The organism is Chryseobacterium sp. FH2, assembly GCF_001045455.1.
Lineage (GTDB): Bacteria > Bacteroidota > Bacteroidia > Flavobacteriales > Weeksellaceae > Chryseobacterium.
Genome location: NZ_LFNE01000002.1, coordinates 184,422 through 208,229, shown reverse-complemented (window position 1 = coordinate 208,229; position 23,808 = coordinate 184,422). Strand labels below are relative to the sequence as shown.

General features: G+C 33.6%; 23 protein-coding genes and 3 tRNA genes. 12 read left to right on the top strand and 14 right to left on the bottom strand.

The genetic code is table 11. The features are described from left to right. Positions 1–17: 17 nt before the first annotated feature. The 6 genes from ACM39_RS03770 to ACM39_RS03745 all read right to left on the bottom strand — a co-directional run bounded on the left by ACM39_RS03770 (position 18) and on the right by ACM39_RS03745 (position 4,466). Complete coding sequence (locus ACM39_RS03770; protein ID WP_048509691.1) at positions 18–785, bottom strand: TatD family hydrolase; 768 nt, start codon at positions 783–785, stop codon at positions 18–20. Beyond that, complete coding sequence (locus ACM39_RS03765; protein ID WP_048509690.1) at positions 782–1,306, bottom strand: DUF4269 domain-containing protein; 525 nt, start codon at positions 1,304–1,306, stop codon at positions 782–784. Before ACM39_RS03765 ends, ACM39_RS03770 begins: the two co-directional genes overlap by 4 nt. Then, a complete protein-coding gene (locus tag ACM39_RS03760) occupies positions 1,299–2,258 on the bottom strand; it encodes a GSCFA domain-containing protein (protein WP_048509689.1) in 960 nt (319 codons plus the stop codon). Before ACM39_RS03760 ends, ACM39_RS03765 begins: the two co-directional genes overlap by 8 nt. A gap of 38 nt (positions 2,259–2,296) precedes the next feature. Beyond that, positions 2,297–3,268, bottom strand: a complete 972-nt coding sequence (locus ACM39_RS03755; protein ID WP_048509688.1) for a polyprenyl synthetase family protein — start codon at positions 3,266–3,268, stop codon at positions 2,297–2,299. A 101-nt stretch (positions 3,269–3,369) separates the two neighbouring features. Then, positions 3,370–4,143, bottom strand: a complete 774-nt coding sequence (locus tag ACM39_RS03750; protein WP_048509687.1) for a GLPGLI family protein — start codon at positions 4,141–4,143, stop codon at positions 3,370–3,372. Positions 4,144–4,196: 53 nt separating this feature from the next. Continuing rightward, positions 4,197–4,466, bottom strand: coding sequence for a hypothetical protein (locus ACM39_RS03745; RefSeq protein WP_048509686.1), 270 nt, complete (start codon positions 4,464–4,466; stop codon positions 4,197–4,199). Positions 4,467–4,646: 180 nt separating this feature from the next. Here ACM39_RS03745 and ACM39_RS03740 point away from each other — a divergent pair, with 180 nt between their 5' ends. After that, positions 4,647–5,039, top strand: coding sequence for a helix-turn-helix domain-containing protein (locus tag ACM39_RS03740; RefSeq protein WP_048509685.1), 393 nt, complete (start codon positions 4,647–4,649; stop codon positions 5,037–5,039). Between the two features lie 79 nt (positions 5,040–5,118). Here the strand turns inward: ACM39_RS03740 and ACM39_RS03735 are convergent, their stop codons facing one another. The 3 genes from ACM39_RS03735 to ACM39_RS03725 form a co-directional block, all read right to left on the bottom strand. Continuing rightward, positions 5,119–6,261, bottom strand: a complete 1,143-nt coding sequence (locus ACM39_RS03735) for an inorganic phosphate transporter (protein WP_048509684.1) — start codon at positions 6,259–6,261, stop codon at positions 5,119–5,121. Between the two features lie 16 nt (positions 6,262–6,277). After that, a complete protein-coding gene (locus ACM39_RS03730) occupies positions 6,278–6,916 on the bottom strand; it encodes a DUF47 domain-containing protein (RefSeq protein WP_048509683.1) in 639 nt (212 codons plus the stop codon). Between the two features lie 151 nt (positions 6,917–7,067). Beyond that, positions 7,068–8,768, bottom strand: a complete 1,701-nt coding sequence (locus ACM39_RS03725; protein WP_048509682.1) for a DEAD/DEAH box helicase — start codon at positions 8,766–8,768, stop codon at positions 7,068–7,070. Between the two features lie 222 nt (positions 8,769–8,990). On the opposite strand from ACM39_RS03725, the gene ACM39_RS03720 reads away from it, so the two are divergent. From ACM39_RS03720 to ACM39_RS03690, 7 genes are all read left to right on the top strand, one after another. Then, a complete protein-coding gene (locus ACM39_RS03720; protein WP_048509681.1) occupies positions 8,991–10,301 on the top strand; it encodes a TolC family protein in 1,311 nt (436 codons plus the stop codon). 3 nt (positions 10,302–10,304) lie between these two features. Beyond that, complete coding sequence (locus tag ACM39_RS03715; protein WP_048509680.1) at positions 10,305–11,582, top strand: efflux RND transporter periplasmic adaptor subunit; 1,278 nt, start codon at positions 10,305–10,307, stop codon at positions 11,580–11,582. A gap of 48 nt (positions 11,583–11,630) precedes the next feature. Then, entirely contained in the window at positions 11,631–12,380 is a 750-nt protein-coding gene (locus tag ACM39_RS03710; RefSeq protein WP_048509679.1) for an ABC transporter ATP-binding protein, read from the top strand. A gap of 24 nt (positions 12,381–12,404) precedes the next feature. Continuing rightward, positions 12,405–13,634, top strand: a complete 1,230-nt coding sequence (locus ACM39_RS03705) for an ABC transporter permease (RefSeq protein WP_048509678.1) — start codon at positions 12,405–12,407, stop codon at positions 13,632–13,634. 30 nt (positions 13,635–13,664) lie between these two features. Beyond that, positions 13,665–14,330 (top strand): DUF2461 domain-containing protein, encoded by a 666-nt coding sequence (locus ACM39_RS03700; RefSeq protein ID WP_048509677.1) that lies wholly within the window; start codon positions 13,665–13,667, stop codon positions 14,328–14,330. A gap of 155 nt (positions 14,331–14,485) precedes the next feature. Further along, positions 14,486–15,280, top strand: a complete 795-nt coding sequence (locus tag ACM39_RS03695) for an FkbM family methyltransferase (protein WP_048509676.1) — start codon at positions 14,486–14,488, stop codon at positions 15,278–15,280. Positions 15,281–15,289: 9 nt separating this feature from the next. Then, entirely contained in the window at positions 15,290–16,768 is a 1,479-nt protein-coding gene (locus ACM39_RS03690; protein WP_048509675.1) for a lipopolysaccharide biosynthesis protein, read from the top strand. Here the strand turns inward: ACM39_RS03690 and ACM39_RS03685 are convergent. The 5 genes from ACM39_RS03685 to ACM39_RS03665 all read right to left on the bottom strand — a co-directional run bounded on the left by ACM39_RS03685 (position 16,761) and on the right by ACM39_RS03665 (position 22,048). Beyond that, positions 16,761–17,807, bottom strand: coding sequence for a hypothetical protein (locus ACM39_RS03685; protein WP_048509936.1), 1,047 nt, complete (start codon positions 17,805–17,807; stop codon positions 16,761–16,763). The genes ACM39_RS03690 and ACM39_RS03685 overlap by 8 nt on opposite strands. A gap of 85 nt (positions 17,808–17,892) precedes the next feature. Continuing rightward, positions 17,893–18,747: a glycosyltransferase gene (locus tag ACM39_RS03680; RefSeq protein ID WP_048509674.1), complete on the bottom strand. Its 855-nt coding sequence runs from the start codon at positions 18,745–18,747 to the stop codon at positions 17,893–17,895. Then, on the bottom strand, positions 18,744–19,538 hold the full coding sequence (locus ACM39_RS03675) for a class I SAM-dependent methyltransferase (protein WP_048509673.1): 795 nt from the start codon (positions 19,536–19,538) through the stop codon (positions 18,744–18,746). The genes ACM39_RS03680 and ACM39_RS03675 overlap by 4 nt, the downstream gene beginning before the upstream one ends. A 6-nt stretch (positions 19,539–19,544) precedes the next feature. Next, entirely contained in the window at positions 19,545–20,945 is a 1,401-nt protein-coding gene (gene aspA, locus ACM39_RS03670) for an aspartate ammonia-lyase (RefSeq protein ID WP_048509672.1), read from the bottom strand. A 74-nt stretch (positions 20,946–21,019) separates the two neighbouring features. Further along, positions 21,020–22,048 (bottom strand): N-acetylmuramoyl-L-alanine amidase, encoded by a 1,029-nt coding sequence (locus ACM39_RS03665; protein ID WP_048509671.1) that lies wholly within the window; start codon positions 22,046–22,048, stop codon positions 21,020–21,022. A 137-nt stretch (positions 22,049–22,185) separates the two neighbouring features. Here ACM39_RS03665 and ACM39_RS03660 point away from each other — a divergent pair. The 4 genes from ACM39_RS03660 to ACM39_RS03645 all read left to right on the top strand — a co-directional run bounded on the left by ACM39_RS03660 (position 22,186) and on the right by ACM39_RS03645 (position 23,654). Then, positions 22,186–22,270, top strand: a tRNA-Ser gene (locus ACM39_RS03660). 14 nt (positions 22,271–22,284) lie between these two features. Next, a tRNA-Pro gene (locus ACM39_RS03655) sits at positions 22,285–22,359 on the top strand. 44 nt (positions 22,360–22,403) lie between these two features. Further along, positions 22,404–22,477, top strand: a tRNA-Arg gene (locus ACM39_RS03650). Between the two features lie 685 nt (positions 22,478–23,162). Beyond that, entirely contained in the window at positions 23,163–23,654 is a 492-nt protein-coding gene (locus ACM39_RS03645; RefSeq protein WP_048509670.1) for a hypothetical protein, read from the top strand. Positions 23,655–23,808: the final 154 nt, after the last annotated feature.

The following is a 23,808-nucleotide window of genomic DNA, read 5'->3' as shown; positions in this document are numbered from 1 at the left end:
TTTGGAAGGCTTTTTCTTTAGATTTGAACAAATAATTTCTTGGCATTCTCAGTTGTAATTCTGTCAATTTCCAAGAAATCTGTTTTATAAATATCAACTAATTTCCCAGCCACCAAATCAAGATAAGAACTTTCATTTCTTTTTCCTCTGTGCGGAACCGGTGCCAAATATGGGGAATCCGTTTCCAGAACAATTTTATCTAACGGGATTTCATTTAAAAACTGATCAATTTTTCCATTTTTAAAAGTTACTACCCCACCTATTCCCAAAATAAAATTTAAATCTATTGCATGTTTTGCCTGCTCAAGATTTCCGGAAAAACAGTGAAAAATACCGCGAAGCTTTAGATGTTTTTTTCTTTCCAGCACTTCGAAAGTTTCGTCAAAGCTTTCCCTTGTATGAATCACAATTGGCAAATCTTTTTCAATTGCCCAATCAATCTGCTGCTCAAAAGCTTTAATTTGAATATCTAAAGTCGTTTTATCCCAGTACAGATCAATCCCGATTTCACCTATCGCCGGAAAATCTCTTTGATCAAGGTATCCTTTTACAATTTTTAATTCTTTCTCCCATATTTCAGGTTTTACATAACACGGATGCAAACCCATCATTGCGAAAATCTGCTTTGGATATGCTGCTTCCAACTGAAGCATCTTTTCATGAGATTCAGAATCAATAGCGGGAAGATAAAATTCTGTAATACCTTTAGATAAAGCTCTTTGAATAGCTTCTGTTCTATCTTCGTCAAATTCTTCCGCGTATAAATGCGTATGTGTATCAATCATTTTTTTCTAAATTTTAATAGATCTTCATAAGGATTTTCCCATCCTAACAATACTCCAAATGCAGGTTCTGTTTTTATTCCCTCCTTTTTTAGTTCTATTATTTTTTGTTTAAAATCATCACCTTTTTCCCGTAATATTTTGTATTCTGCAATCATATGACGGTAGGCATTTTGCTCAAACGCAGGTTTATTTTGTCCGAAAATTTCGATTGAAAATTCGTCTAAAATACCATTTAAAATAACACATTCCTCACCATGAATATTATTTCTTGTAATTTGAAAATCAATATTTTCCGGCAAAATTTGTTTTAATTTTTTTTCAAACCCAGCCATATCCTTGACTTCACAAATAATATCCAAATCACTTTTGTCAGTATCAATCTCAATAGGAATTGTCCCTGCCAAAATTGGAAAATATTCTTTCAGTTTTTCGAAAATTTGGTATTTTATAAGAACATTATATGCTCTTTTTTGCTTTTCATTCCCCTCCTTCAAATAATCAATGGTTGTAAAATCAAGCATTTGAAAATATTTTATGTTTTACTTTTTGTTGTTGCTTTTCAATCCTTTGATTTAATTTTTCTTTAAATTCTATATACTTCGGATCTTTTTTGTCTTCCGTTCTATGCTCTAAAGCTTTATTAATATTAAAATTTTCTTTAATAAAATCTTTTGTTTCTTCCGAAAAATAAGCACTCCCGAATTTGTCAAAAATATAATTAACGGCCTGAGAATTAGGATGTATCATATCATCTTTATAAAAACGGTAATCGCGTAAATCATCCATTAAAATTTCATAAATGGGTAAATAATGGCAATTTTCAAATGGCAGAACTGCCTCGTGAACCGCAGTGATTAATTTGGCTTTGCTCAATTGATTTTCAATCATTCCATCCTTTGTATGACGAACAGGAGAAACCGTAAATAACAGTTGAACACTGTCCTGGCAGATATCTTTTAAGTTTAAAATCGTATTATAAATGGCATCCGTCAGCTCACAATGTGTTAATAATCTTTTTTGGAAAAATTTCTGTGGAATTTTATGACAATTTCCGACTAACTTCTGCTTCGGAATAAATTCATAAATAAATGAAGTGCCGTAGGTTATAATAACCCACTTAGTTTCCTGAAGAAATTGATTTCCTTCAACAATTTTAGAGTTAATTTTTTCTAAGGTTTTATGAATAAACCGTGTGTCAAAGCTCGTATGATGATCTAAGGAGATAAATTCATCATTAAATGTGATTAAATCATCCTCTTCATAAAATGCTGAATCATGAAGCCTTTTAATAGAATTATTGATAGAAAAGGGATTAAAAATCGTTCCAAAAGGGTTATTTACCGTTTGTAACTGCCCCTGTTGAAATAAATCTGACATTTCAGCAGCAAAGCATGACCCTATTGAAAATATTTTATCTTCAACATCAATCTTCTTCTGTGATTCTTTAATATCAACTTCTGTCCTGAATTTCATTTTGGGTAAAAATCAACCTAAAATCTGTTAGCTAACTTTTAACTTTCTCTTCTCAATAAATAATTTGCCAATTCAGTAAATGGCTTTTTCTTATCTTCCGGAATATTAATTTTCTTAAGATAACTCTGTCCTATTTCGTTGTGTTTTTCAATTAAACGTAAAGCTTTTTCGTCAACTTTTGTTCTTCTGAAAATCTTTTCAACATTATAAACTTTATCTATATTATCCGTTTTTTTAGAATACCAGTAATCCAGCTCTTTTCTTTCTTCTTCTGTTGCATGCTCTCTCGCCATCAGATAAAGAACTGTTTTTTTATTTTCATAGATATCTCCGGCATGTTTTTTACCAAACTGGGCCTGATCTCCGAATACATCCAGATAATCATCCATAATCTGGAAAGCGATTCCGATATGTTTTCCGAAATTAAAAATAGCCTTTGCATCCTTAAAGTTAGCTTTTGCAATCAAGGCCCCGATTTCAAATGAAGAAGCGCTTAAAACTCCTGTTTTATAGGTAATCATTCTGATATAATCATCAAAAGTTACATTTTCCTGAGTCTCAAAATTGATATCATATTGCTGTCCCTCGCATAAAAGCAAACCTGTATGAGTAAAAATTCTGATACAAGCTTTAAAAATTTCAGGCTCAAGATCTTCGAAAAATTTATAGGCTTTCAGCATTAATCCGTCACCTGAAAGAATACCGACATTAATTCCGTGTAAAGTATGGATAGTAGGTTTGTTTCTTCTCAACGGAGCTTCATCCATAATATCATCATGGATAAGGGTAAAGTTATGGAAAAATTCGATGGCTAATGCGGGTTTAATAGCCTCTTTCAAATCACCTCCAAATAAATCACAAGCCATTAAAACCATAATCGGACGAAGACGTTTCCCTCCGTGGGAGATGATATAATTCATCGGTTCGTATAACTCCGTAGGTTTATCTTTAAAAGTGTATTTAGTAATGGCATCAGCAACAATCTGTTGGTATCTGTCTAAAAATTCCATAAATTCTAATAGTTTAAGCAAAAATACGATTTTTTAAGGGGTTAATAAAAACATTTTTTGCTTAGACAATAATAAAAATAAAACACTTGGCTGCAGTTTTTCTAATCTAAAAATAAGTTATAATTTTTAAAATTATTGTTAACCACTTGTGGATCAATCTTTATTCTATCTCCCATGTAAACCTTAGTTACACCGGCGGGATTATTCAAAAACTCCTGTCTTTTACTTTTAAAATTTTCTATTGTTGTCGGGATAAAGTTTTTTGGCAATTCAGTTGAAAGGGTTTGTTTTTTAATTCCGTTTAAAATAAAGTAAAAAAATTTCTTATCATCGTATACTTCTACAATCAGGCCTGGCAGACCTTTAAATCGGTAAGGCCCCTCATTCACAGGAACCGATTTTGTAAACCATGCTTCAAATTTCCTTCCGTTCAATATACAATAAGCATTTTGGCAATCAAATTCACCAATTTTCTTATGTTCTTTTCCCAATGTCCACTCTAATTGAGATACAGGGAAACCGAATGTGACATTAATAACTTTATCATAAGTAATGATATTCTCCTTTTCTTTATTTACAAAAACTATTTGATTTACTTTGCTTTTTGGCAAAACACTATAATCAATAACCATGTTACCTTTTTGTATGTTACTTAAAATCGTTGAGTCATTCTTCATTTTTGTATAGCTGCAAAATAATGATTCCTTAGAATTTGTAAGCAATACAGTATCTTCTGTATTTATTTTATCAATGTTTGTAGAATCTGTATGATAACTATATTTATAAAAATAAGCTATTTCAGAATTAACCTTTTGGGCAATTAAAATATTATTAAATAAGGCTAAAATTAGAACTAATAAAATTTGTTTTTTCATACTTTGATATTATAAAAATTACCCATCAAAATGTGATGGGTAATGTATTTTCATTAAGGGGCACAAGTTAAATAATCAGCGGCAGCAGCATCACTCATTAAGCATTCAATTCCCCAATCGGTATCCCAAGTTATGTATGCAGGTAAGCCACACGATGTCATTACTTTGATATTACTGATTATTTTTTTTGTAGGTTTAATACAGAATTCTGTTTTTTTAAGATTTTCTGATTGTGCTTTTTTGCCAAATTCATTTTTTACAGCATCTTTAGCACTTACTATCCCAGCAACTCCAAAAGCTGCTGCTAATAAAATTTTTTTCATCTTGATTTGAAATTTAAAGTTAATAATAATTTTTTACACCAAAAGTATTTCGCGAAAACTTTACTCAAAAATGTAAAACATTTCCCTAGTTGACAATTCCAAAAAGAATAAAATACTATTCCGTTTGGAATAAAAAAATTCTTATAAAAAGATTATCTTTACCTTTCAATTTCAAAAATCATGAATAACAGTATAGGTTTCAAAATCAAAAAATTAAGAGAACAAAAAGATATCTCTCAAGAAAATTTGGCATATCAATTAGATATTTCTCAAAGCTATCTCAGCAAAATAGAAAATGGTGTAATAGAAAAACTGGATTTTCTCTTCATGCAAAAGATTGCAGATTTTTTTAAGGTAGAGCCTCAATATTTTTTGGATGATCAAATTATACAAAACAATGCAGATTCCTCTGTTGGAAACATTTATAGTACAGTCACAATACATAGCAACGTTTCTGAAAATATTTTAAAAAATTTACTTAATAATCAACAACAGATTACAAAACAACAAGAACAAATAAGTCAGCTTATGGAAATGCAAAATAAGCTCATGGAAAAGCTTTTAAGTAAATAGATAAAACTCACTTTATACATAAAAAAAAACTTTGCCCGTTGGACAAAGTTTTTTTTTATGATTTAAATTTTTTCTGCTTTTAAGAGAAAAATGTTACGACAAGATAAGTAATTCCTGCAACAATTGCTGAGATAGGAATTGTCAGTACCCAAGCCCATAGTAAGCTTACTGTAATACCCCATCTTACGGCAGAAACTCTTTTTGTCAAACCTACTCCAATGATAGAACCTGTAATCGTATGTGTTGTAGAAACAGGAATACCAAAGTGGTCTGTGATGAATAAAGTAATCGCACCTGCAGTTTCAGCACTCACCCCCTCCAATGAAGTTACTTTTGTAATTTTAGTACCCATTGTTTTGATGATTTTCCATCCACCGCTCATTGTTCCTAAACCGATTGCCAAGAACGAAACCAGAGGAACCCAAAGATAATGCTCAGCGAAATAATCGAAACGCCCAGCTGAAGGAATATTCAAATAAACAGGATCCTGTAGCATATTTACGTGATAATAAATCAATGCAGCTCCAATGATACCCATTACCTTTTGTGCATCATTCAGACCGTGTCCTAAACTGAACAACGCCGAAGAAACCAACTGCAGTCTCTTGAATGACTGATCCGCTTTGTGAGGGTTTGATCTTTTATAAAGATGAACAATAATTAAAGTGATGATAATTGAGATTACCATCCCGATTATCGGAGCCATAAAAATGAACAGGAAAATTGGGATTACTTTATCAAATTTCACAACACTCTGTGTCGTTACCTGATGAATCGCTTCCTTGAACGTTTCCCAAGTACCCAAAGCCGGCTGAGCGGCGGCTACATCATGATAATCCATCATAAAGGCATGCATCAAGGCGGCTCCTAAAAACCCTCCAATCAAGGTATGAGATGATGATGAAGGAATCCCAAACCACCATGTCAAAAGGTTCCAGGCAATGGCCGCAACCAGACCTGAAAGTATGACTTCCAGATTGATAAAATTCTCATTAACCGTTTTGGCAATTGTATTACCAATTTTAAATTCTCCAATAATATAAGCAGCGATAAAGAAAGCCGCAAAATTCCAAAGTGCCGCCCACAGTACAGCCTGGAAAGGAGTTAAAACTTTTGTAGAAACGATAGTCGCAATTGAATTGGCAGCATCATGGAAACCATTGATGTAATCAAAAATCAAAGCCAAAACAATAATAACTATCAGTAAAACCGGAAATTCCATTTTCGTTAATTATTGTTTAAGCGTATTTAATCATGATGTTCTCAATAGTATTGGCAACATCTTCTGCTTTGTCAGTTACTACTTCAAGATAATTAAGTACAGATGAAACTTTGATAATATTAATAGCGTCGTTTGTTTCAAATAATTCTACCATTGAGTTTGAAAGTAAGTCATCAGCAATGTTCTCAATAGAATTTACCTTAATACAAGCCTCTTTTACCTGCTCCATATTTTTGAAACCTTTAAGGTTTTTCATTGCATTCTGAATTTCAAGACATGCTTTGTGGATAAGTAAAGAGAAATCTGAATATGCTTTTAATTCAGGAGATTTATATAAGAAAATATATTTTGTAGAAGCGTAGATATAATCAGCAATATCGTCAAGACCAGTTGCCAAAGTGTGAATATCTTCTCTGTCAAAAGGAGTAATGAAATTTTTACCCAATTCTACAAAGATTTCATGAGTAAGCTCATCATTTTTATGTTCATAGTCGCTCATTTTCTTCAACATTGTGTCATCATTCAAATCAAAATCTTTGATTCCATGGTTGAATTCCTCAGACATTGCAACTAGATTTTCTGTTACTTTCTCGAAAAGCACGAAGAAGATTTTATCCTTTGGTTGAAAAGCGTGGAAAATATTACCAATCCCCATTTTTAAGTATTTATAATTTGAATGCAAATTTCTTAAAAAAGAGCCTTACCCGGAAGGATATAACATTAAGTTTTGTTAACATTACGTTATTCCCTGATTTTCAAATAAAAAAAACCGGCTTTACAGCCGGTTTATATAGTTTAGGATGAGTTTAGTTAGCTTCTTCAGCCCTCATATCTTTACCTCTGAATTTCATGGTGGAAATATTGCTCAAAAGATCACCTTTAAACGATTTTTCAACCTCAAAGAAAGAGAATTTCTCTAAAATTTCAATATCGCCGATTTCCGCTCTTTTTTTGCTCTTCCCAGATGTAGCTTTGTTGATAATATCCAAAACATCTAGTTTTTTCAATTGATCTTTTTTACCGAGATTAAAGAAGAATCTTACCATATCTTCATTCTTTCTTCTAGGTTTTCCGCTACGTTCTCTTCTTTCTCCACTTCTTTCGTTTCTGTCACGATCTCTGCCTCTATCGCGATCCCTGCCTCTGTCACGATCTCTTCTAGAGTAATCATCGTCACGGCTGCTTAGCTTCTGCTCAATAAGATCATGTCTGTCTTTGTAATAAAGGGCAAGATCTTTAAGCTGGAACTGAAGTAATTTGTGAACCAGTTCTTCTTTTGTAAATGCTGATAAATCAGGAATCAAAGAGTCATCAAATTCAAAGAAATCTTCGTGCACCTCAAAAAGACTTTCAAAAACACCACCTACCTGAGCTTTAATGATATCTTCTCCCGTAGGAATTGTACTTTCTACAATATCAATTTTGGTAGCTGATTTTATTTGTTTTAATTTCCGGCTTTCTTCAGGCTTAATCAACGCCATTGAAATACCGTCTTTTCCTGCCCTACCCGTTCTTCCGCTTCTGTGAACAAAAACTTCGGGATCATCAGGTAAAGAGTAATGGATAACGTGAGTCAAAGAATTTACATCCAGACCTCTTGCTGCCACGTCTGTCGCTACAAGGATATCGATGTTTTTTAATCTGAATTTCTTCATCACCGTATCTCTCTGGGCCTGAGACAAATCTCCGTGTAAAGCATCTGCCGCATATCCATTCTGCATCAAGAAATCAGCGATTTCCTGAGTCTCCATTCTTGTTCTACAGAAAATGATAGAATATTGATTAGGATTTGAGTCAATAAGACGCTTCAGCGCTTCTTTCTTCTGACGGTATCCTACCACATAATATTCATGTTTAATGTTCTTTTTAACCTCGTTAATAGAACCTACAGAAATTCTGTGTGGCTTTGTCAAATAATTTTTAGAAATTCTTTCCACTTCTTTGTTCATCGTTGCAGAGAACAAGAAAGTTTGTTTTGTTTCAGGAGTTTCGCTCAAAATTGTTTCCAATTCGTCTTTGAAACCCATTGAAAGCATTTCATCAGCTTCATCTAAAACCAGCCAATGAATAGCAGAAAAATCAAGTGCTTTTCTGTTGATAAGGTCGATTACTCTTCCCGGAGTACCTACAATGATTTGTGGTTTATCCTTCAGAGATCTCATTTGTTCCATAATACTGCTTCCACCGTAAACTGCTGTAGTTTTGATGTCTTTCATGTATTTAGAATAATTTTTTATGTCTTTTGTAATCTGAAGACATAATTCTCGTGTCGGACAAAGCACCAAAAATTGGATTTTGCGACTCGTATCGTCAATCATATCCAAAATCGGAAGCGAAAACGCTGCTGTTTTGCCTGTCCCTGTCTGCGCAAGAGCGATCAAATCGCGAATATCTGAAAGAATGAAAGGGATAGTCTGTTTTTGGATTTCTGTCGGGCTTTCGTAACCCAGTTCGCCAACTGCCTTAAGAATATCAGGACTTAAATTGGTCTCCGTAAATAAATTCATTAAATATTATAAAATTTTTGCAAAGATACAATAAATATTTGATTTTGAATAAAGTTTTAAATAACTAAACTTAAATTCAGAATCCTTTAATATTTTTTTATCTTTTTAAAAATTAATTACAAAAAAACAACGTTCACGTTAAAAACCTGTTAAACATTATTTTTTTTTATTAAATTGGATTGATTTTTTCAGTGGTATTTATGAATTTTCAAAAATAAACCTATGGAACGCAAATTTTTCTTTTTGATATTGCTTTTCAAATCGCTTCAGATACTCGCCCAAACAAAAAATTATCCATCCAATTGGACATTACAAAACTGTATCGAATATGCAAAAGAAAATAATATTTCTATAAATTCTTTAAGACTATCAAAAAATTCCGCAAACCAAGACCTTTTACAGGCAAAAGAAGCAAAATACCCTAATCTTAACGGAAATATTTCACAAGGACTATTTGCTGTAAACGGAAGCAACGGACTTCATGTAAATAGTGCACAGACACAGAGTATCGGAGCAAGCTCCTCTATGACACTGTATCATGCAGGTTATATTCAAAACAATGAAATTTCAAAAAATCTACAGGTTCAGATGGCAGATTTATCCGTTCAGGAAGCAGAAAACAACATCACGTTAAATATCACTCAAGCATACCTGAATATTTTAATGGCCCAAGAAAATATCATCTCTATGGAAGGTGTTTTAATGACTACCAAAACACAATTAAAACAAGGCGATCAGTTTTACAGAGCCGGAAATATTTCAAAATTAAATTATCTCCAGATTCAGGCGCAGGTCGCTCAGGATGAATACAATCTGGTGGCAGCACAAAATAATTTAAGAACCAATATTGTTAATCTTAAACAAATTTTACAATTACCCACCAATTACGATTTCCAGATTGAAAAACCTGACCGTATTATTGTTGATAACAATTTAAAAACTTTACAGGAGGTTCAGGATTTAGCACAACACCATCGTCCGGAAGTGAAATATGGTGAATTAAATGTAGAAAATTCCAATACCAGCTTAAAAATGGCTCAGGCCTCCATTCTGCCCACCTTGAGTGTGGTAGGAAATATTTCGACCAATTACGCTTATAATAACGGAAATTATTTTAATCAATTGGGAAACAGTTTTTATTTGCCTATTGGTTTAAGCTTAGGAATCCCTATTTATAACAACAGGATTTATAAAACGGAAGTAGAAAAATCAAAAATTGCCATTGAACAGGCAAATTTGGATTTACAAAACACGAAAATAATTCTTAATCAGCAAATTGAACAGTCATATATCAATCTTCAAAATTCACTTTCACAATACGATTCGGCTTCAAAACAAATGGATCTCAATAAACAAAGCTATGATATTGTAAATGCTCAGATGAAAATCGGAAGCATTGATTATGTACAGCTTCAGCAGCAGAGACTCTCTTATATTCAATCCATACAAAACTATCTGCAGGCAAAATATTCTGCAGTCCTCAATAAACAGATTTACGAATTCTACGCAGGCAACTCTATAAATCTAAAGTAAACTATGAAAGCAAAAAATAAAAAATGGCTGTATTGGATCGCCGGTGGCATTATTGCTTTAGGAGCGATTTGGTATTTTTTCATCAGACAGGAAGAAGTAAAAATCAAACTGGAAACGGTGAAGCCGGTAATGGGTGATATTTCAAACTCAATTACAGCAACAGGGACAGTTCAGCCTGTTGATACCGTTGCAGTCGGCACACAGGTTTCAGGGATTATTAAAAATCTGTATGTTGATTTTAACTCTACCGTAAAAAAAGGACAACTTTTAGCAACTTTGGATCCTGATTTATTACAATACCAATCAGAACAGATTAATGCCAATTTGCAAAATGCCAGAAGCAACCTGGCGTATAATGAAATTAATATCAACCGTCAAACCCAATTATATAAAGTCGGAGCTATCAGCAAAGCCGATTATGATGTTGCCCAAAACCAGTATAACGCAGCTAAAGCTCAGGTAAATTCTGTAAATGCACAGCTTTCTACGGCAAAGAAAAATTTATCTTTAACCAACATCTATTCTCCTATCGACGGAACTGTCCTTAACCGAAATGTAAGTGAAGGCCAGACTGTGGCATCAAGTTTCAGTACGCCTACCCTTTTCAGTATTGCAAAAGATTTAACGAAAATGCAGGTTCGTGCTTCTGTGGATGAAGCCGATATCGGAAATGTGAAAGTAGGTCAAAAAGCTACTTTTTCCGTTGATGCTTTTCCGGATGAAATTTTTAACGGAGAAGTTTCGGAAGTCCGCCTTCATCCGACTGTTTCCTCAAATGTTGTGAACTATACTACAATTATCAATGCAGATAATTCAAGTTTAAAATTAAAACCGGGGATGACCGCAAATATTAATATTTATACTGAAGTTTTAAACAATATTATGAAAATTCCTGTTGCTGCAACAAGTTTCAGACCGGATAGTATAGTTGTAAAAAAATATAAAATCAATTCACCTTTTTCCAATGGTAAAAAAGGAAAAGGATCGAAAAAAGAAAAATCAGCTATTGAAGGCAAAAACGAAGCAGGAGTTTGGATTATTGGAAAAGACAGCTTAATCACCCGTAAAAAAATAAAAACAGGAATGGATAATGACACGGAAATACAAGTGATTTCGGGTTTAAATAATAATGACAACATTATTACCGGTTACAAAAACCTTTCTAAAAAATCTTCCGGAGGTACAGCAAAAAGCCCATTTATGCCACAAAGAAGAGGTGGCGGAAATAGCGGAGGAAACAGAGGCGGTGGCGGCGGAGCCGGAGGTGGCGGTCCGAGATAATAAAACTTTAAAATCATATAAGAAAAACCATCAACTAATCAAATAGTCATGGCAGAAAAGATTCTTGAAATAAATGAGCTGAAAAGAGAGTTCAAAATGGGTGACGAAATCGTGCATGCTTTGAAAGGTGTTACATTTACTGTAGAAAAAGGTGAGTTTGTAACAATAATGGGAAGCAGCGGCTCAGGAAAATCTACTTTGCTGAATATTGTAGGATGTCTTGATAAACCAACAAGCGGAGATTACATTTTGGATGGAGTGAATATTAAAAATCTTGACAGAGATGAACTGGCAATTTTGAGAAATCAAAAAATAGGGTTTGTTTTTCAATCTTACAATCTCTTACCTAGAACAACTGCCAAAGAAAACGTGGAACTTCCGCTTCTATACAATTCGAAAATTTCTTCGGAAGAAAGAAATGAACGTTCCTTAAAAGCATTAGCTGCCGTAAAATTAGAAAGCAGAGTAGATCATCTACCGAATCAAATGTCGGGAGGTCAACAGCAAAGAGTTGCTATTGCAAGAGCTTTAGTGAATGAACCCGTAATGATTTTAGCCGACGAAGCAACAGGAAATCTTGATACAAGAACCTCATACGAAATCATGGCCTTGATGCAGGAATTAAACAAGCAGGGAAGCACCATTGTTTTCGTAACCCATGAACCGGATATTGCCACTTTCAGTAGCAGAACGGTAACTTTAAGGGACGGAAAAGTTATTAAAGACGTTCAAAATGAAGATATAAAATCAGCAAAGGAAGCTTTGGAAAACCTTCCCGTAAATGACGATTATAAATAAGTTCCAGAATAAAAACGGAAACGAATGAATCTTTCAAACCTATTCAGAATTGCCTGGAAAGCACTTTTACGAAATAAGCTTCGTGCATTTCTTACCATGCTCGGAATCATTATCGGCGTTGCCTCCGTTATTGCCATGACCGCTATCGGAGAAGGTTCCAAAAAAAGTATCAGCGATCAACTCTCTTCAATGGGTTCGAATATGATTACGATTCGTCCCTCAAGTAACGTGAATGTTTCCGGTGGAGCAAGAATCGGTGCCTCAGGATTACAAACTTTAAAACCCCAGGATGCAGATGCCATTGCAAAAAGCGCTCCTGATGTCTCCTATGTCTCACCGGCAGTTCAGACAAACGGACAAGCCATTAACGGCCCTAATAACTGGCCTACCCAGCTTCAGGGAGTGGGTGAAGATTATTTTAAAATCAGGGATTGGGGAATTTCTGATGGTACGGTTTTTACGAAAAAAGATGTAACTTCTTCCAATAAAGTCTGCCTGTTGGGTCAGACCGTTGTTGCTAATTTATTCCCCAATGGTGAAGATCCCGTTGGAAGCACCATTAGGTTTAATAAAGTTCCGATGAAAGTAATTGGTGTATTAGCTTCAAAAGGTTCCAATGCTTTCGGACAAGATCAGGATGATGTTATCATTGCGCCTTTTAACACGGTTCAAAGAAGATTTTTAGGGATTATTTATGCTCAGACCATTTACGCCTCGTCAACCGATGAAAATACTTCTCAACAAGCAACAGATCAGGTTTCCGAAATTTTGAGAAAACAACATAAACTTCCTGCAGATGGCAGCAATGATGATTTTTCGGTAAGAACTCAGGCAGAGCTTATTTCTACAATGAGCTCAACAAGCCAGCTTTTAACCGTACTCTTATCCGCAATTGCAGGAATTTCCCTGATTGTCGGAGGAATCGGAATTATGAACATTATGTACGTTTCCGTAACAGAAAGAACAAAAGAAATCGGGCTAAGAATGTCAATAGGGGCCAGAGGCAGAGATATCCTGTATCAGTTTCTTATTGAGGCAATTATGATAAGCATTACCGGCGGAATCATCGGGGTGATTTTAGGAATTTTGACCACAAAACTCGTTACCTATTTCCTTTCCTGGCCTACTTTTATTACAGAATCATCAATCGTTGTTTCCTTCATTGTCTGCGCCATCACAGGGGTGTTTTTCGGATATTACCCCGCTTTGAAAGCTTCAAAACTTGATCCGATTGAAGCATTGAGATATGAATAGTTTTAATTATTTTTGATCAAAATAAAAAACATGCCTGCCACTATTTCCAAAAATACTTTTGACTTCCTAAAGAAACTTGCTAAAAATAATAACCGCGAATGGTTTAATGAAAATAAAACCCTTTATACAGAATCTCAGGAAAATATAATTGGCTTTCTTGAAGACTTGATTAAAGAAATGTCCGAATTTGATGAAGATTTAGGAAAAATTGATGCTAAAAAATCATTGTTCAGAATTTATCGTGATACTAGATTTTCAAAAGATAAAATTCCTTACAAAACCAATTTCGGGGCTTCTTTAGGAATGGGAAAAGGCAGTCAGAAAGGTGGTTATTATTTACATCTGGAACCTGGAAAATCTTTCATTGCAGGAGGGGTTTACATGCCTGAATCCTCTGTTTTGAAAGAAGTAAGAAAAGAAATTTCCTTGTATGGAAAGGATTTTCTTAAAATTTTAAATAATAAGGATTTCAAAAAACATTTCCCTGAATTAGACCAAGATGACAAACTGAAAAAAATCCCTCAGGGTTTTGAAAAAGAAGATCCCATGGCAGAATATCTGAAATTAAAAAGCTTCATTGTTGTTTATTATTTAAAAGATGAAGAAATTTCAGATAAAAATGCAGCAAAAAACCTGACTGCAATCTTCAAGCTCATGAAGCCTTTTAACGATTTTCTAAACACTCCTTTTTTATAATCTTTTAACCGTAAGGCGGATTGTATATATTTTCAATTTTTACGAAAATCAGTAAGAAAAGTTACATTTTGTAAATCAATCACTTACAAATCGTCTCTTTTAACATTGGTTTAACATTTTTATGTATCTTTGTCGGTCGTCAAAAAAATCTAAGGATGTCTTTATACCAAAGAATTGCAGAAAAACTACAATATATCAGTCCGAGTTTTTATAAAAAAAGATATTTTAAGAATTTAAATAATCTTACACCAAATAATTTCTCAGAACGTAATGTAGAGCCAGAATTGGTATGGATAAAAGAATACCTGTCTAAAAATGCTGTGATTCTGGATATTGGCGCCAATGTAGGAACATTTTTATATCAACTTGAAAATAAGCTCATTAACGACAATATTTACGCTTTTGAGCCTAATAAAAAATTGTACCGCCGTCTAAAAAGACTGTTTCCTTTGATGAGAGTTTTGCCGCTTGCCCTTTCCGATGAAAATACGACAGCAGAATTCAAAGTTCCCGTTATCAATGGAAAACCGGTTGCTTCCAGAGGTACTTTGAATATATCTTACAAAGAAAAAGGGGAAGAGAAAAGCTATACTGAAAAAGTAAAAGTTTTAAAATTAGACGATTGGGCTGCAATTGAGCATTTTACAAGACTTGACTTTATAAAAATAGATGTTGAAGGTAATGAAATGAAAACGCTGAATGGCGCAAAAGAAATTATCCGGCAATTTCAGCCTACTTTAATGGTAGAAATGGAGCAAAGACATCACATCACACCAATATGGAACGAAATTTCCGAAGTTGAATCTTGGGGATATGACGCAAAATATTTAAACAGACATACTTTCGGGCTTGAAAAGCTGACGGAAGAAATTTTAATAAAAAACACAAACGACGAAAAAAATAAAACAGAATATATAAATAACATTATTTTCATACCTAAAACCTTTTAAAACAAAAATATGAGTGTAGTTGCAAGACAAGGATTTAAATATTCCATTATCGGCTATATTGGTTTTTTGTTGGGAACTGTTTCGGCGATTTTTATTTTCCCGAATGACTTCGAATTTTATGGTAAGCTACGCTACATTCTTCCAACAGCTGAAATGTTGGTTCCATTTGTAGTGTTAGGAATTTCATATTCGAATGTGAAATTTTTTCACACAGTAGACAAAGATGGTAAAAAGCAGAATATGCTTTCGCTTTCACTACTTGCTATTTTAGTTAATTTTGTTGTTTTTACATTAATATTTTTCATTATTCCTTTTTTCTATCCAAAATTTAAACAATTAGAAGCATGGAAAATTAAAGAACTGATTTTGCCGTTAATTCTAATCCTCTCATTTTGTGCAGTTTTCAATAAATACACTTCCAATTATAAAAGAATTGTAGTGTCTAATATTTTTGATAATCTTTTCCCTAAGATTGCAAATCTGGGAGCATTTTGCTTATTCTTTTATTTTGTTTCGTCTCAAAAAATTGCATTTGCTTTCTTTTTTGGAATGTTTTCGCTAATGCTTTTCGGATATATTTATTACACCAATAAGCTTGAAAAAATTCAATTGGATTTCAGTACAGATTATTTCAAAAAAGAAGGCTTTTGGAAAGAATTTTTTAATTACAGCTTCTTTGGATTTTTAGGAACTTTCGGAAATTATTTAGCGATTAACAGCTTTATGATTGGGGAATTTATGGGAATGGAAGAAAACGGGATTTATGCTGTTTTATATGCTTTAATTTCCCTTATTTCAATTCCACAATTAGGATTATTTAATATTTCTGCGCCTATTATCAGTAAAACTCTAGCTGACGGTGATATGGAAGAACTTGACAGATTCCATAAAAAAACGTCTTTAACTTTATATTTTTTAGGAGCTGTCCTTTTTTCATGTATCATGGTAGGGTTTCCTTACCTTACGCAATTCATGCCTAAAAACGGTGTCATGTTGAGAGAATATGAACCCGTGATATGGATTTGGGGCTCAGCAGTTTTGGTCGACTTGGCAACAGGATTTAACGGTAATATTATTTCGTTATCCAAATATTACAGATTCAACATTCTAGTAATGCTTTTATTGGCAGGATTAACGATCGGACTAAATTATTATTTCATCAAAAATACAGAACTTAAGTTAGTTGGAATTGCTTTATCCACGGCTATTTCTTTGACAACTTACAATGTTATTAAAATTATTTTTAATTATATTGTATTTAGAGTCTCCCCTCTTACGATTGAGATGATTTTTGTGTCGATTATTTGCACTTTAGCAATTACTGTAGCAATTGTTTTACCGAATTTCAATAACAATTTTATTAATTTAATCTACAAACCGGCAGTTGTTTTAGCATTAATTTATATCGGAAATTACTTCACAAAAATCTTCCCGATTGAAGATTATCTGAATGTAAGATTTATTAAAAGTATTTTAAAGTTTAAATAGAAATTAATTGATTGAGAACACTTTCCAGACTTCTTTGAACAGATTTTTTGTTATATTTTGTATGAAAGTCAAAGCTGATTTTTTTCAATTCATGAAATTGTTCAATAATATTTTCCTTTTCAGGAACGATAAAATCTAAATTTGAAGAATAGTTTTGAGGAAAAACAGCCAATTTTCCGTACTTAATAGCATCTCCCAAATTTCCTGTCATCTTTGTAATTCCGTAAGTTTCCTGTTGGCTGAAAAAAGCAGTGTTCTGCTGAATCGGACACCACAAGACATCTGCTTTCTGCATCCAGCTTTCAAATTCTTCAGAAGAGACCCTCTCAGAAAAATATTTAACTGTAATGTTTTCAGGTAAACCTGATGATATTTCTTCAAGCATTTTCAGCTCATTATCCAGAGCTTTTCCAAGAAAAATAAATGTAATATTTTCAGAAGTATTTAAGTCTTTAATAGTTTTGAAAATATGCCTGTAATCTCTCCTTTTTTGTGAAACACCTCCTGGAATAATAATGGTAAGTGATTTATTATCGGATGTAATAAAATCTTTGGTATAAAATATCGGCAAGAATTTATATGTATCCGAGCATAATTTTTCATCTAAAACTAAAAGATTTTTTGCCTTATCGTAAGTTTTTGAAGCATAAAAAAGCCCTTCCTTCCACCATAGTTTTAATCTGTAAATAAAATCTTCTTTAAAAATATTTTTTATTAAACTCAATTTTGAAACTTTGGTAAAATTGATATTATGAACAATAAAAGCAGTATTATATTTTTCTGCAATAGTCAGAAAAGTATTAAAATAGCGATGAACAGTTCCGACAATTATTAAGTCGTATTTTTTGAATTTAAGTTGCTCTAAAACCATTGAACTGTCCGAAAAAAAAACAGATTCACCATCATATTTTATCTGGTCTTTAATCTTTTTTGAAAAATAATAATCTACGACAAAATCTTCTAAATCCTGCATAACTTCAATAAAATTTTGTGCAATTTCAGCATGGGTATCAATTTCTATGTAGGCTATTTTTCTCAATTTATTTCTTTTAATACAAGGTTTTAAACTATTTAACTCCGCAATCAGCAATTTTATAATTCAACGATTTTACCATTTTACAAAATTACATCCTCAACCATTTTTTCTTTAAAGCATTCCAGCGTTGATTGTTGATTATTTTTCGCTCTGCTTCGGTTATTTTTAATTCCGGTTTATTTGACCTGCATTTCTCGTATGATTTGACAATCTGAAAGAAAAATGAAACCGACTTACTTTTGATTGCCTCTTTTGAAGACGCAACGTAAGCTAAGAACCTTTTTAAACCTAAAAAATAGAAATATCTTCCGTAATAATCGGAAGCTTTCACTGTATAATCTGTGCCTTTTACTTTAATTAATTTCACATGTAATTCAGGTAAAACAACTTCTTTCCAGCCTAAATTTTCAAGTAAAATCGAATCAATATTATCCCAGCCCAAAGTTTCTCTCAATCCTCCAATTGCCTGAAAACACTCTTTTCGATAAGCTTTCATTGGGCCTCTCACATGATTTTTGTTTGAATTACCTTCATAAACCCACTCTTCCCCTTTTTCTACATATAACAAACCTCCTACCAAACCATATTCCGGATTATCTTGAAAGGCATTCCCTACTGTTTGAAGATAATTCCCGGGAAGAATAATATCAGCATCAAATTTACAGATGATATCAAATTCATCCAGATTTTGAGTACGCAAACCATTTTTAAAAGCATTTACCACTTTTGAGCCCGGTTGATGCGCCGATTTATGAAGGTTAACGGTTTCGAAACGGAAATCTCTATCGGTAAAACCCTTGATAATTTCAGAGGTTTCATCTGTGGAACCGTCATTGACTACCACCACTTTAAAATCCTCAAAATTTTGATTTTCCAAAGACTCTAAAGTAAACAACAGGTTGTCTTCTTCGTTGTGAGCGGGAATAATTATTAAAAATCTCACTTTTTTATTTTCAAATTTACTTCAAATAAAAATTCAGGTTCGTTCAGGTTCTGAAATTTTTCTGTTTTAAAATCACCTTTCATGAAAACCGCACAAAGACTGTTTTGAATATGATAAAGATTTTTATGAAAATCCTCAGGCATTCCATCTAAAATCCCTTTAAAAACCTCATATCTCACTTTTTCCGGATTGTATGCATAATCATGCCATACCACCACCGAATTTTCGTGAACTAAATTTTGAAAAACTTTTTGTGTATCATTCCTTACCATTTCATAAGAGTGATCACCATCTATAAAAATAAGATCATACTTTTTCTTTAAGCCTCCAAAATCAAATGTTTTTGAATTTCCTTCCAAATGTAAGATAGAGGGATTTTTTTTAGAAATAATTCCATGCAGTTCCGCGTATTTTTTATCGATTCCTAAAGCTATTATTTCTTCTTTTGAAAGATTAAGTGTTGTACAGTCGTCTATAACTTTAGCCACATTCCAAACACTTTCCCCTCTCCATGTTCCGATTTCAAAATAACTCTTCTTTCCTTTTGCCAACGTTTTCAGCAGTCCCAAATCTGTCGGAAGCGAAGCCCCGTCCAGGAAACAAATATCAACTGTTTCATCGAAGCCTCCACTCAGATCAAGCAGGTTGATCTGAGGAAGAGTTTCTAAATGAGAATATTTTTTAAGGAAATCTTTTTTCCTTACATCTTTGTCATTCAGCACCAAATTAAGCAAACTCGGTTCCTGTACAATATTTTGAAGCGCCTGAAAAGTTTTTTTTATTTTACTCACAGAATATTATTTATTGTGTGGTTTCAACATGTTTTTCGGATCAAGGATTTCGTCTAATCTTTCCTGGGAAAGAATTCCTTTTTCCAATACTAAATTGTACACACTTTTCCCTGTTTCAAGGGCTTCTTTTGCAATCGCAGTTGATTGTTTGTAACCGATGTAAGGATTAAGCGCCGTAACAATTCCGATACTGTGTTTTACCATGTTTAAACAAACTTCTTTATTAGCCGTAATTCCAACTACACATTTATCGCGAAGCGTGTCTAAAGCATTGCAAAGGAAGTTAATATTTTCCATAATAGCATGGGAAAGTACCGGTTCCATTACGTTTAACTGTAATTGTCCTGCTTCTGCAGCAAAAGTTACTGTCAAATCATTTCCGATTACTTTAAAGCAAACCTGATTAACCACTTCCGGAATTACCGGGTTTACTTTTCCGGGCATAATGGATGAACCAGGCTGCATAGGAGGCAAATTAATTTCAAAAAGTCCGGCTCTTGGCCCTGATGAAAGTAATCTTAAATCGTTACAGATTTTAGATAATTTCAATGCAAGACGTTTCATTGCCGAAGAGTAAATTACATAAGAACCTGTATCAGGCGTTGCTTCCACCAGATTTGGTGCAGAGATCACAGGAAAACCTGTAAGCTGGGCTAAATTTTTAGCACAAAGACTCGCATAACCTACCGGAGCATTTAATCCTGTTCCGATAGCTGTTGCTCCCATATTTACTTCCACGAAAAGGTTTGCATTGTTATTCAACTTAGAAATATCTTCTTCCAAAGTAGCTGCAAAGGCCTCGAATTCCTGGCCTAAAGTCATTGGAACCGCATCCTGAAGCTGCGTCCTACCCATTTTGATAACATCCTGAAACTCTTCTCCTTTTGCACGGAAAACATCAACAATTTTTTCAAGTTTTTCAACCAAACCGACATTCATATGCAGTAAACCTATCTTAATAGCAGTAGGATAAGCATCGTTTGTTGATTGAGAAAGATTAATATGATCATTTGGCGAACAAAATTCATATTCACCCTTATTTTTACCTAATTTTTCTAAAACCCTGTTGGCAATTACCTCATTCGCATTCATATTGATTGAAGTTCCTGCTCCTCCCTGAATCATATCCACAGGAAATTGTTCGTGTAACTGGCCATCAATAATTTCATCACAGGTTTCAGCAATTTTGAAGTATAAATTCTCATTAAGCAGACCTAATTCATAGTTTGTCTTAGCCGCCGCTTTCTTTACAAAAGCCAAACCTTTGATAAAATCAGGATACGAAGACAAAAGCTGTCCCGAAATTTTAAAATTATTAATTGCTCTTTGAGTCTGCACTCCATAATAAGCATTTACGGGAACTTCCAGCTCACCAAGTAAATCGCTCTCTTTTCTGAAATTTTCCATTACAGATTTTTTAACGTGTTTGTATATTTAAAATATATTAAAAACGCATCCTTCCGAATGCGCTTTAAAATTACTTATTTTACAGGATATTTTTGAATTAAAGCTTGCAAAATTGACCATGTTTCGGCATCCATGATTCCATCATAGTTTTGAGGGCGGAAATGATACTGAAAAGCTTCAATTGTTTTCTTGGTTGCGTCATCCCATTTTCCGCTTACATCTATTCCGTATCCGAATTTTTGCAATTGGGTCTGAACACTGACAATAAATGTGGGATCATTGTATTTTGCTATAAAATCTGTCGAAACAGCCATATCATAATAACTTTGTTTCATAGCCGCATCGTACCACATTCCTATCTGATATTCGTCGTAAAGTTTTTTCCAAGGGAAAAATGGGCCGGGATCCTGTTTTCTGGTCGGTGCAATATCTGAATGCGCTAAAACATTGGTTGCTGGAATTTGATATCTTGTAATAATATCTTTTGCCAAAGCTGCCACTTTTTTAATTTGCTCATCACTAAAGGGTACAAATAATTTTTTCCCTGAAGGATCAGCCGTGTAGCCGGCGTTCACTATTTCAATCCCGATTGATGTATCATTTAGATTTTTGTCATTTCTCCAAGCACTTACTCCGGCGTGATAAGAACGTTTGTTTTCATCTACTAATTGATAAATCTCATTATCCCCTGTATTGTTTACAAGATAATGTGCACTCACAGTCTGTTGTGTAAGCACAGTGATAGATTTATCATCAGGCAATGCCGTATAATGTAATATCAGATATCTTTGTCTGAAGTTTTGGGCAATCGCAGGAAAATATGTTTTTACCACTTTGTATCCCGACGGTTTTGCAGAGACAATAGAACCGTAGCTTGCAGTATTATCATTCTTTGTAGGATCAGCAATATTAGTAGTAAAAAATTCTACTCCGTGATCATTTGTAATTTGTGGTTTTGGACTCTCCGGAGTTTGCTGTTTTACCGCAGTTTTTGGCTGTGCCACGGGAGTTTTCGGCTTATACGTATTTTTTTTCACGTTTTGCTGTGGAGTACATGAAAAAACAAAAGCGCTTAATCCGATGATATATAATGTTTTACGCATTAGTTCCGTTTTTTAATCATTTATTTAGCTCAAAAATACGCAAAATTTTCTTGAAAAATATTTGGTAAATAAAGAAATCTGCTCTATATTTGCACTCGCAATAACGGAACAAAGTTCATTAAAAAACAAAGATAAAAGGAGGGTTGCCAGAGTGGTTAATGGAGCAGTTTGCTAAACTGTCGACGCGAAAGTGTCGCAAGGGTTCGAATCCCTTACCCTCCGCTTAATATATCTTTCGGGGCGTAGCGTAGTCCGGTCATCGCGCCTGGTTTGGGACCAGGAGGTCGCAGGTTCGAATCCTGCCGCCCCGACACAAAAGCTTTTATAAATACGAAGCGAGAATCAAAACCTTAATGGGTGCGTAGCTCAGCTGGATAGAGCATCTGCCTTCTAAGCAGACGGTCAAAGGTTCGAATCCTTTCGCGCTCACTTAATTATCAAAGAGTTACAGATGAAAATTCTGCAACTCTTTTTTATTTGCACATAATTTGCAAGGAAAATTTTGGGTTACCACGGGCTTTAATAAGCTATCCTAGTTTCTTTGGAATTCTCTGAAAACTATTTTGGTAATGATATACTTGAATGTACCACAATTTTTTGTTTGTAATTATTTCAGAAATGTGGTCTGGTAAAATAAAATATTTGAAAGCTAAATTTATATATTTTTTATATTAGTGCTTTTAAGTATATCGTTAACAAAAAGAATTTTCGGCTATTGAGAATTTTATTTCAATTCTCAATGCAGAAAGTCAATCAGTCATTTGAAAAGCAACGAATAAGACGGTAAGTGAACAATTTTATAAAGCATTACATATAGATCTGTTGCGAAGGATTGATACTTTTATCAATGATATTCATTCATACCCGCATCACGCCAACATAAAAAAAGAGTTTATCCCCAATACTCTTGAGCAGTTTATGAGCCTGAAGAACAGCCTTCAACTTATAATCAATTCGGGAGGCAGCTTGATCAATTACCGTCCGCAGCATACGGCTTTTAAAAACATTCATTCTTATCGTCATCAAGCTATAAAAATTATAATGATCCTGAGATTTTTTCAACAAGATCATATCTCAGGTCTATTACGAACATCGCATTAACGCTTTACCTCCTGTGATATTTACTACAAGTAACCATCATTTATATTATTGGACAATTCCCCAATATGATATTATTTTTCTTCCTGTAGGAGAAGAACAAATTTTGCTGAATCTGCCCGATATGTATCATGAAATCGGGCATCTGCTCTATGCGATGTTTGGAGGTAAAAGCTGCGAAATTTCTGCGGTGGAAATTGACCGATATTTTATGGGAATCAAGCATAAAAATAAAGAGATTGAAATAAAAAAAATAAATTTTCTCTGGTGTAAAAAATGGATTGAAGAATTCACCTGTGATTTGACAGCCACTTATATGATAGGTCCCGCTTATGCATGGACTCATCTGAAACTACTTTCTAATGAGTTTGGAAAGACAGATATATATAAACCTTCGTCTTCTCACCCTTCCGATAAGGCAAGAATGAGGATCATTATTTTAATGATGGATAAATTAGGGTTAACGGAAGAAAAAAACAATTCGAATCAATATGGAATTCTTTTTTAGAAAACTCAGTAAAACCAAAGAACCATGATTTCATATATCCTCAATATATCTTTCAAATGATGGTTGATGAATTTTTTGAATTTTATCAAAATGCTGATCTAGCTTCATATTGTGAATTAAAAAATAGTTCAAACTCCATCAGCGAACTCTTAAA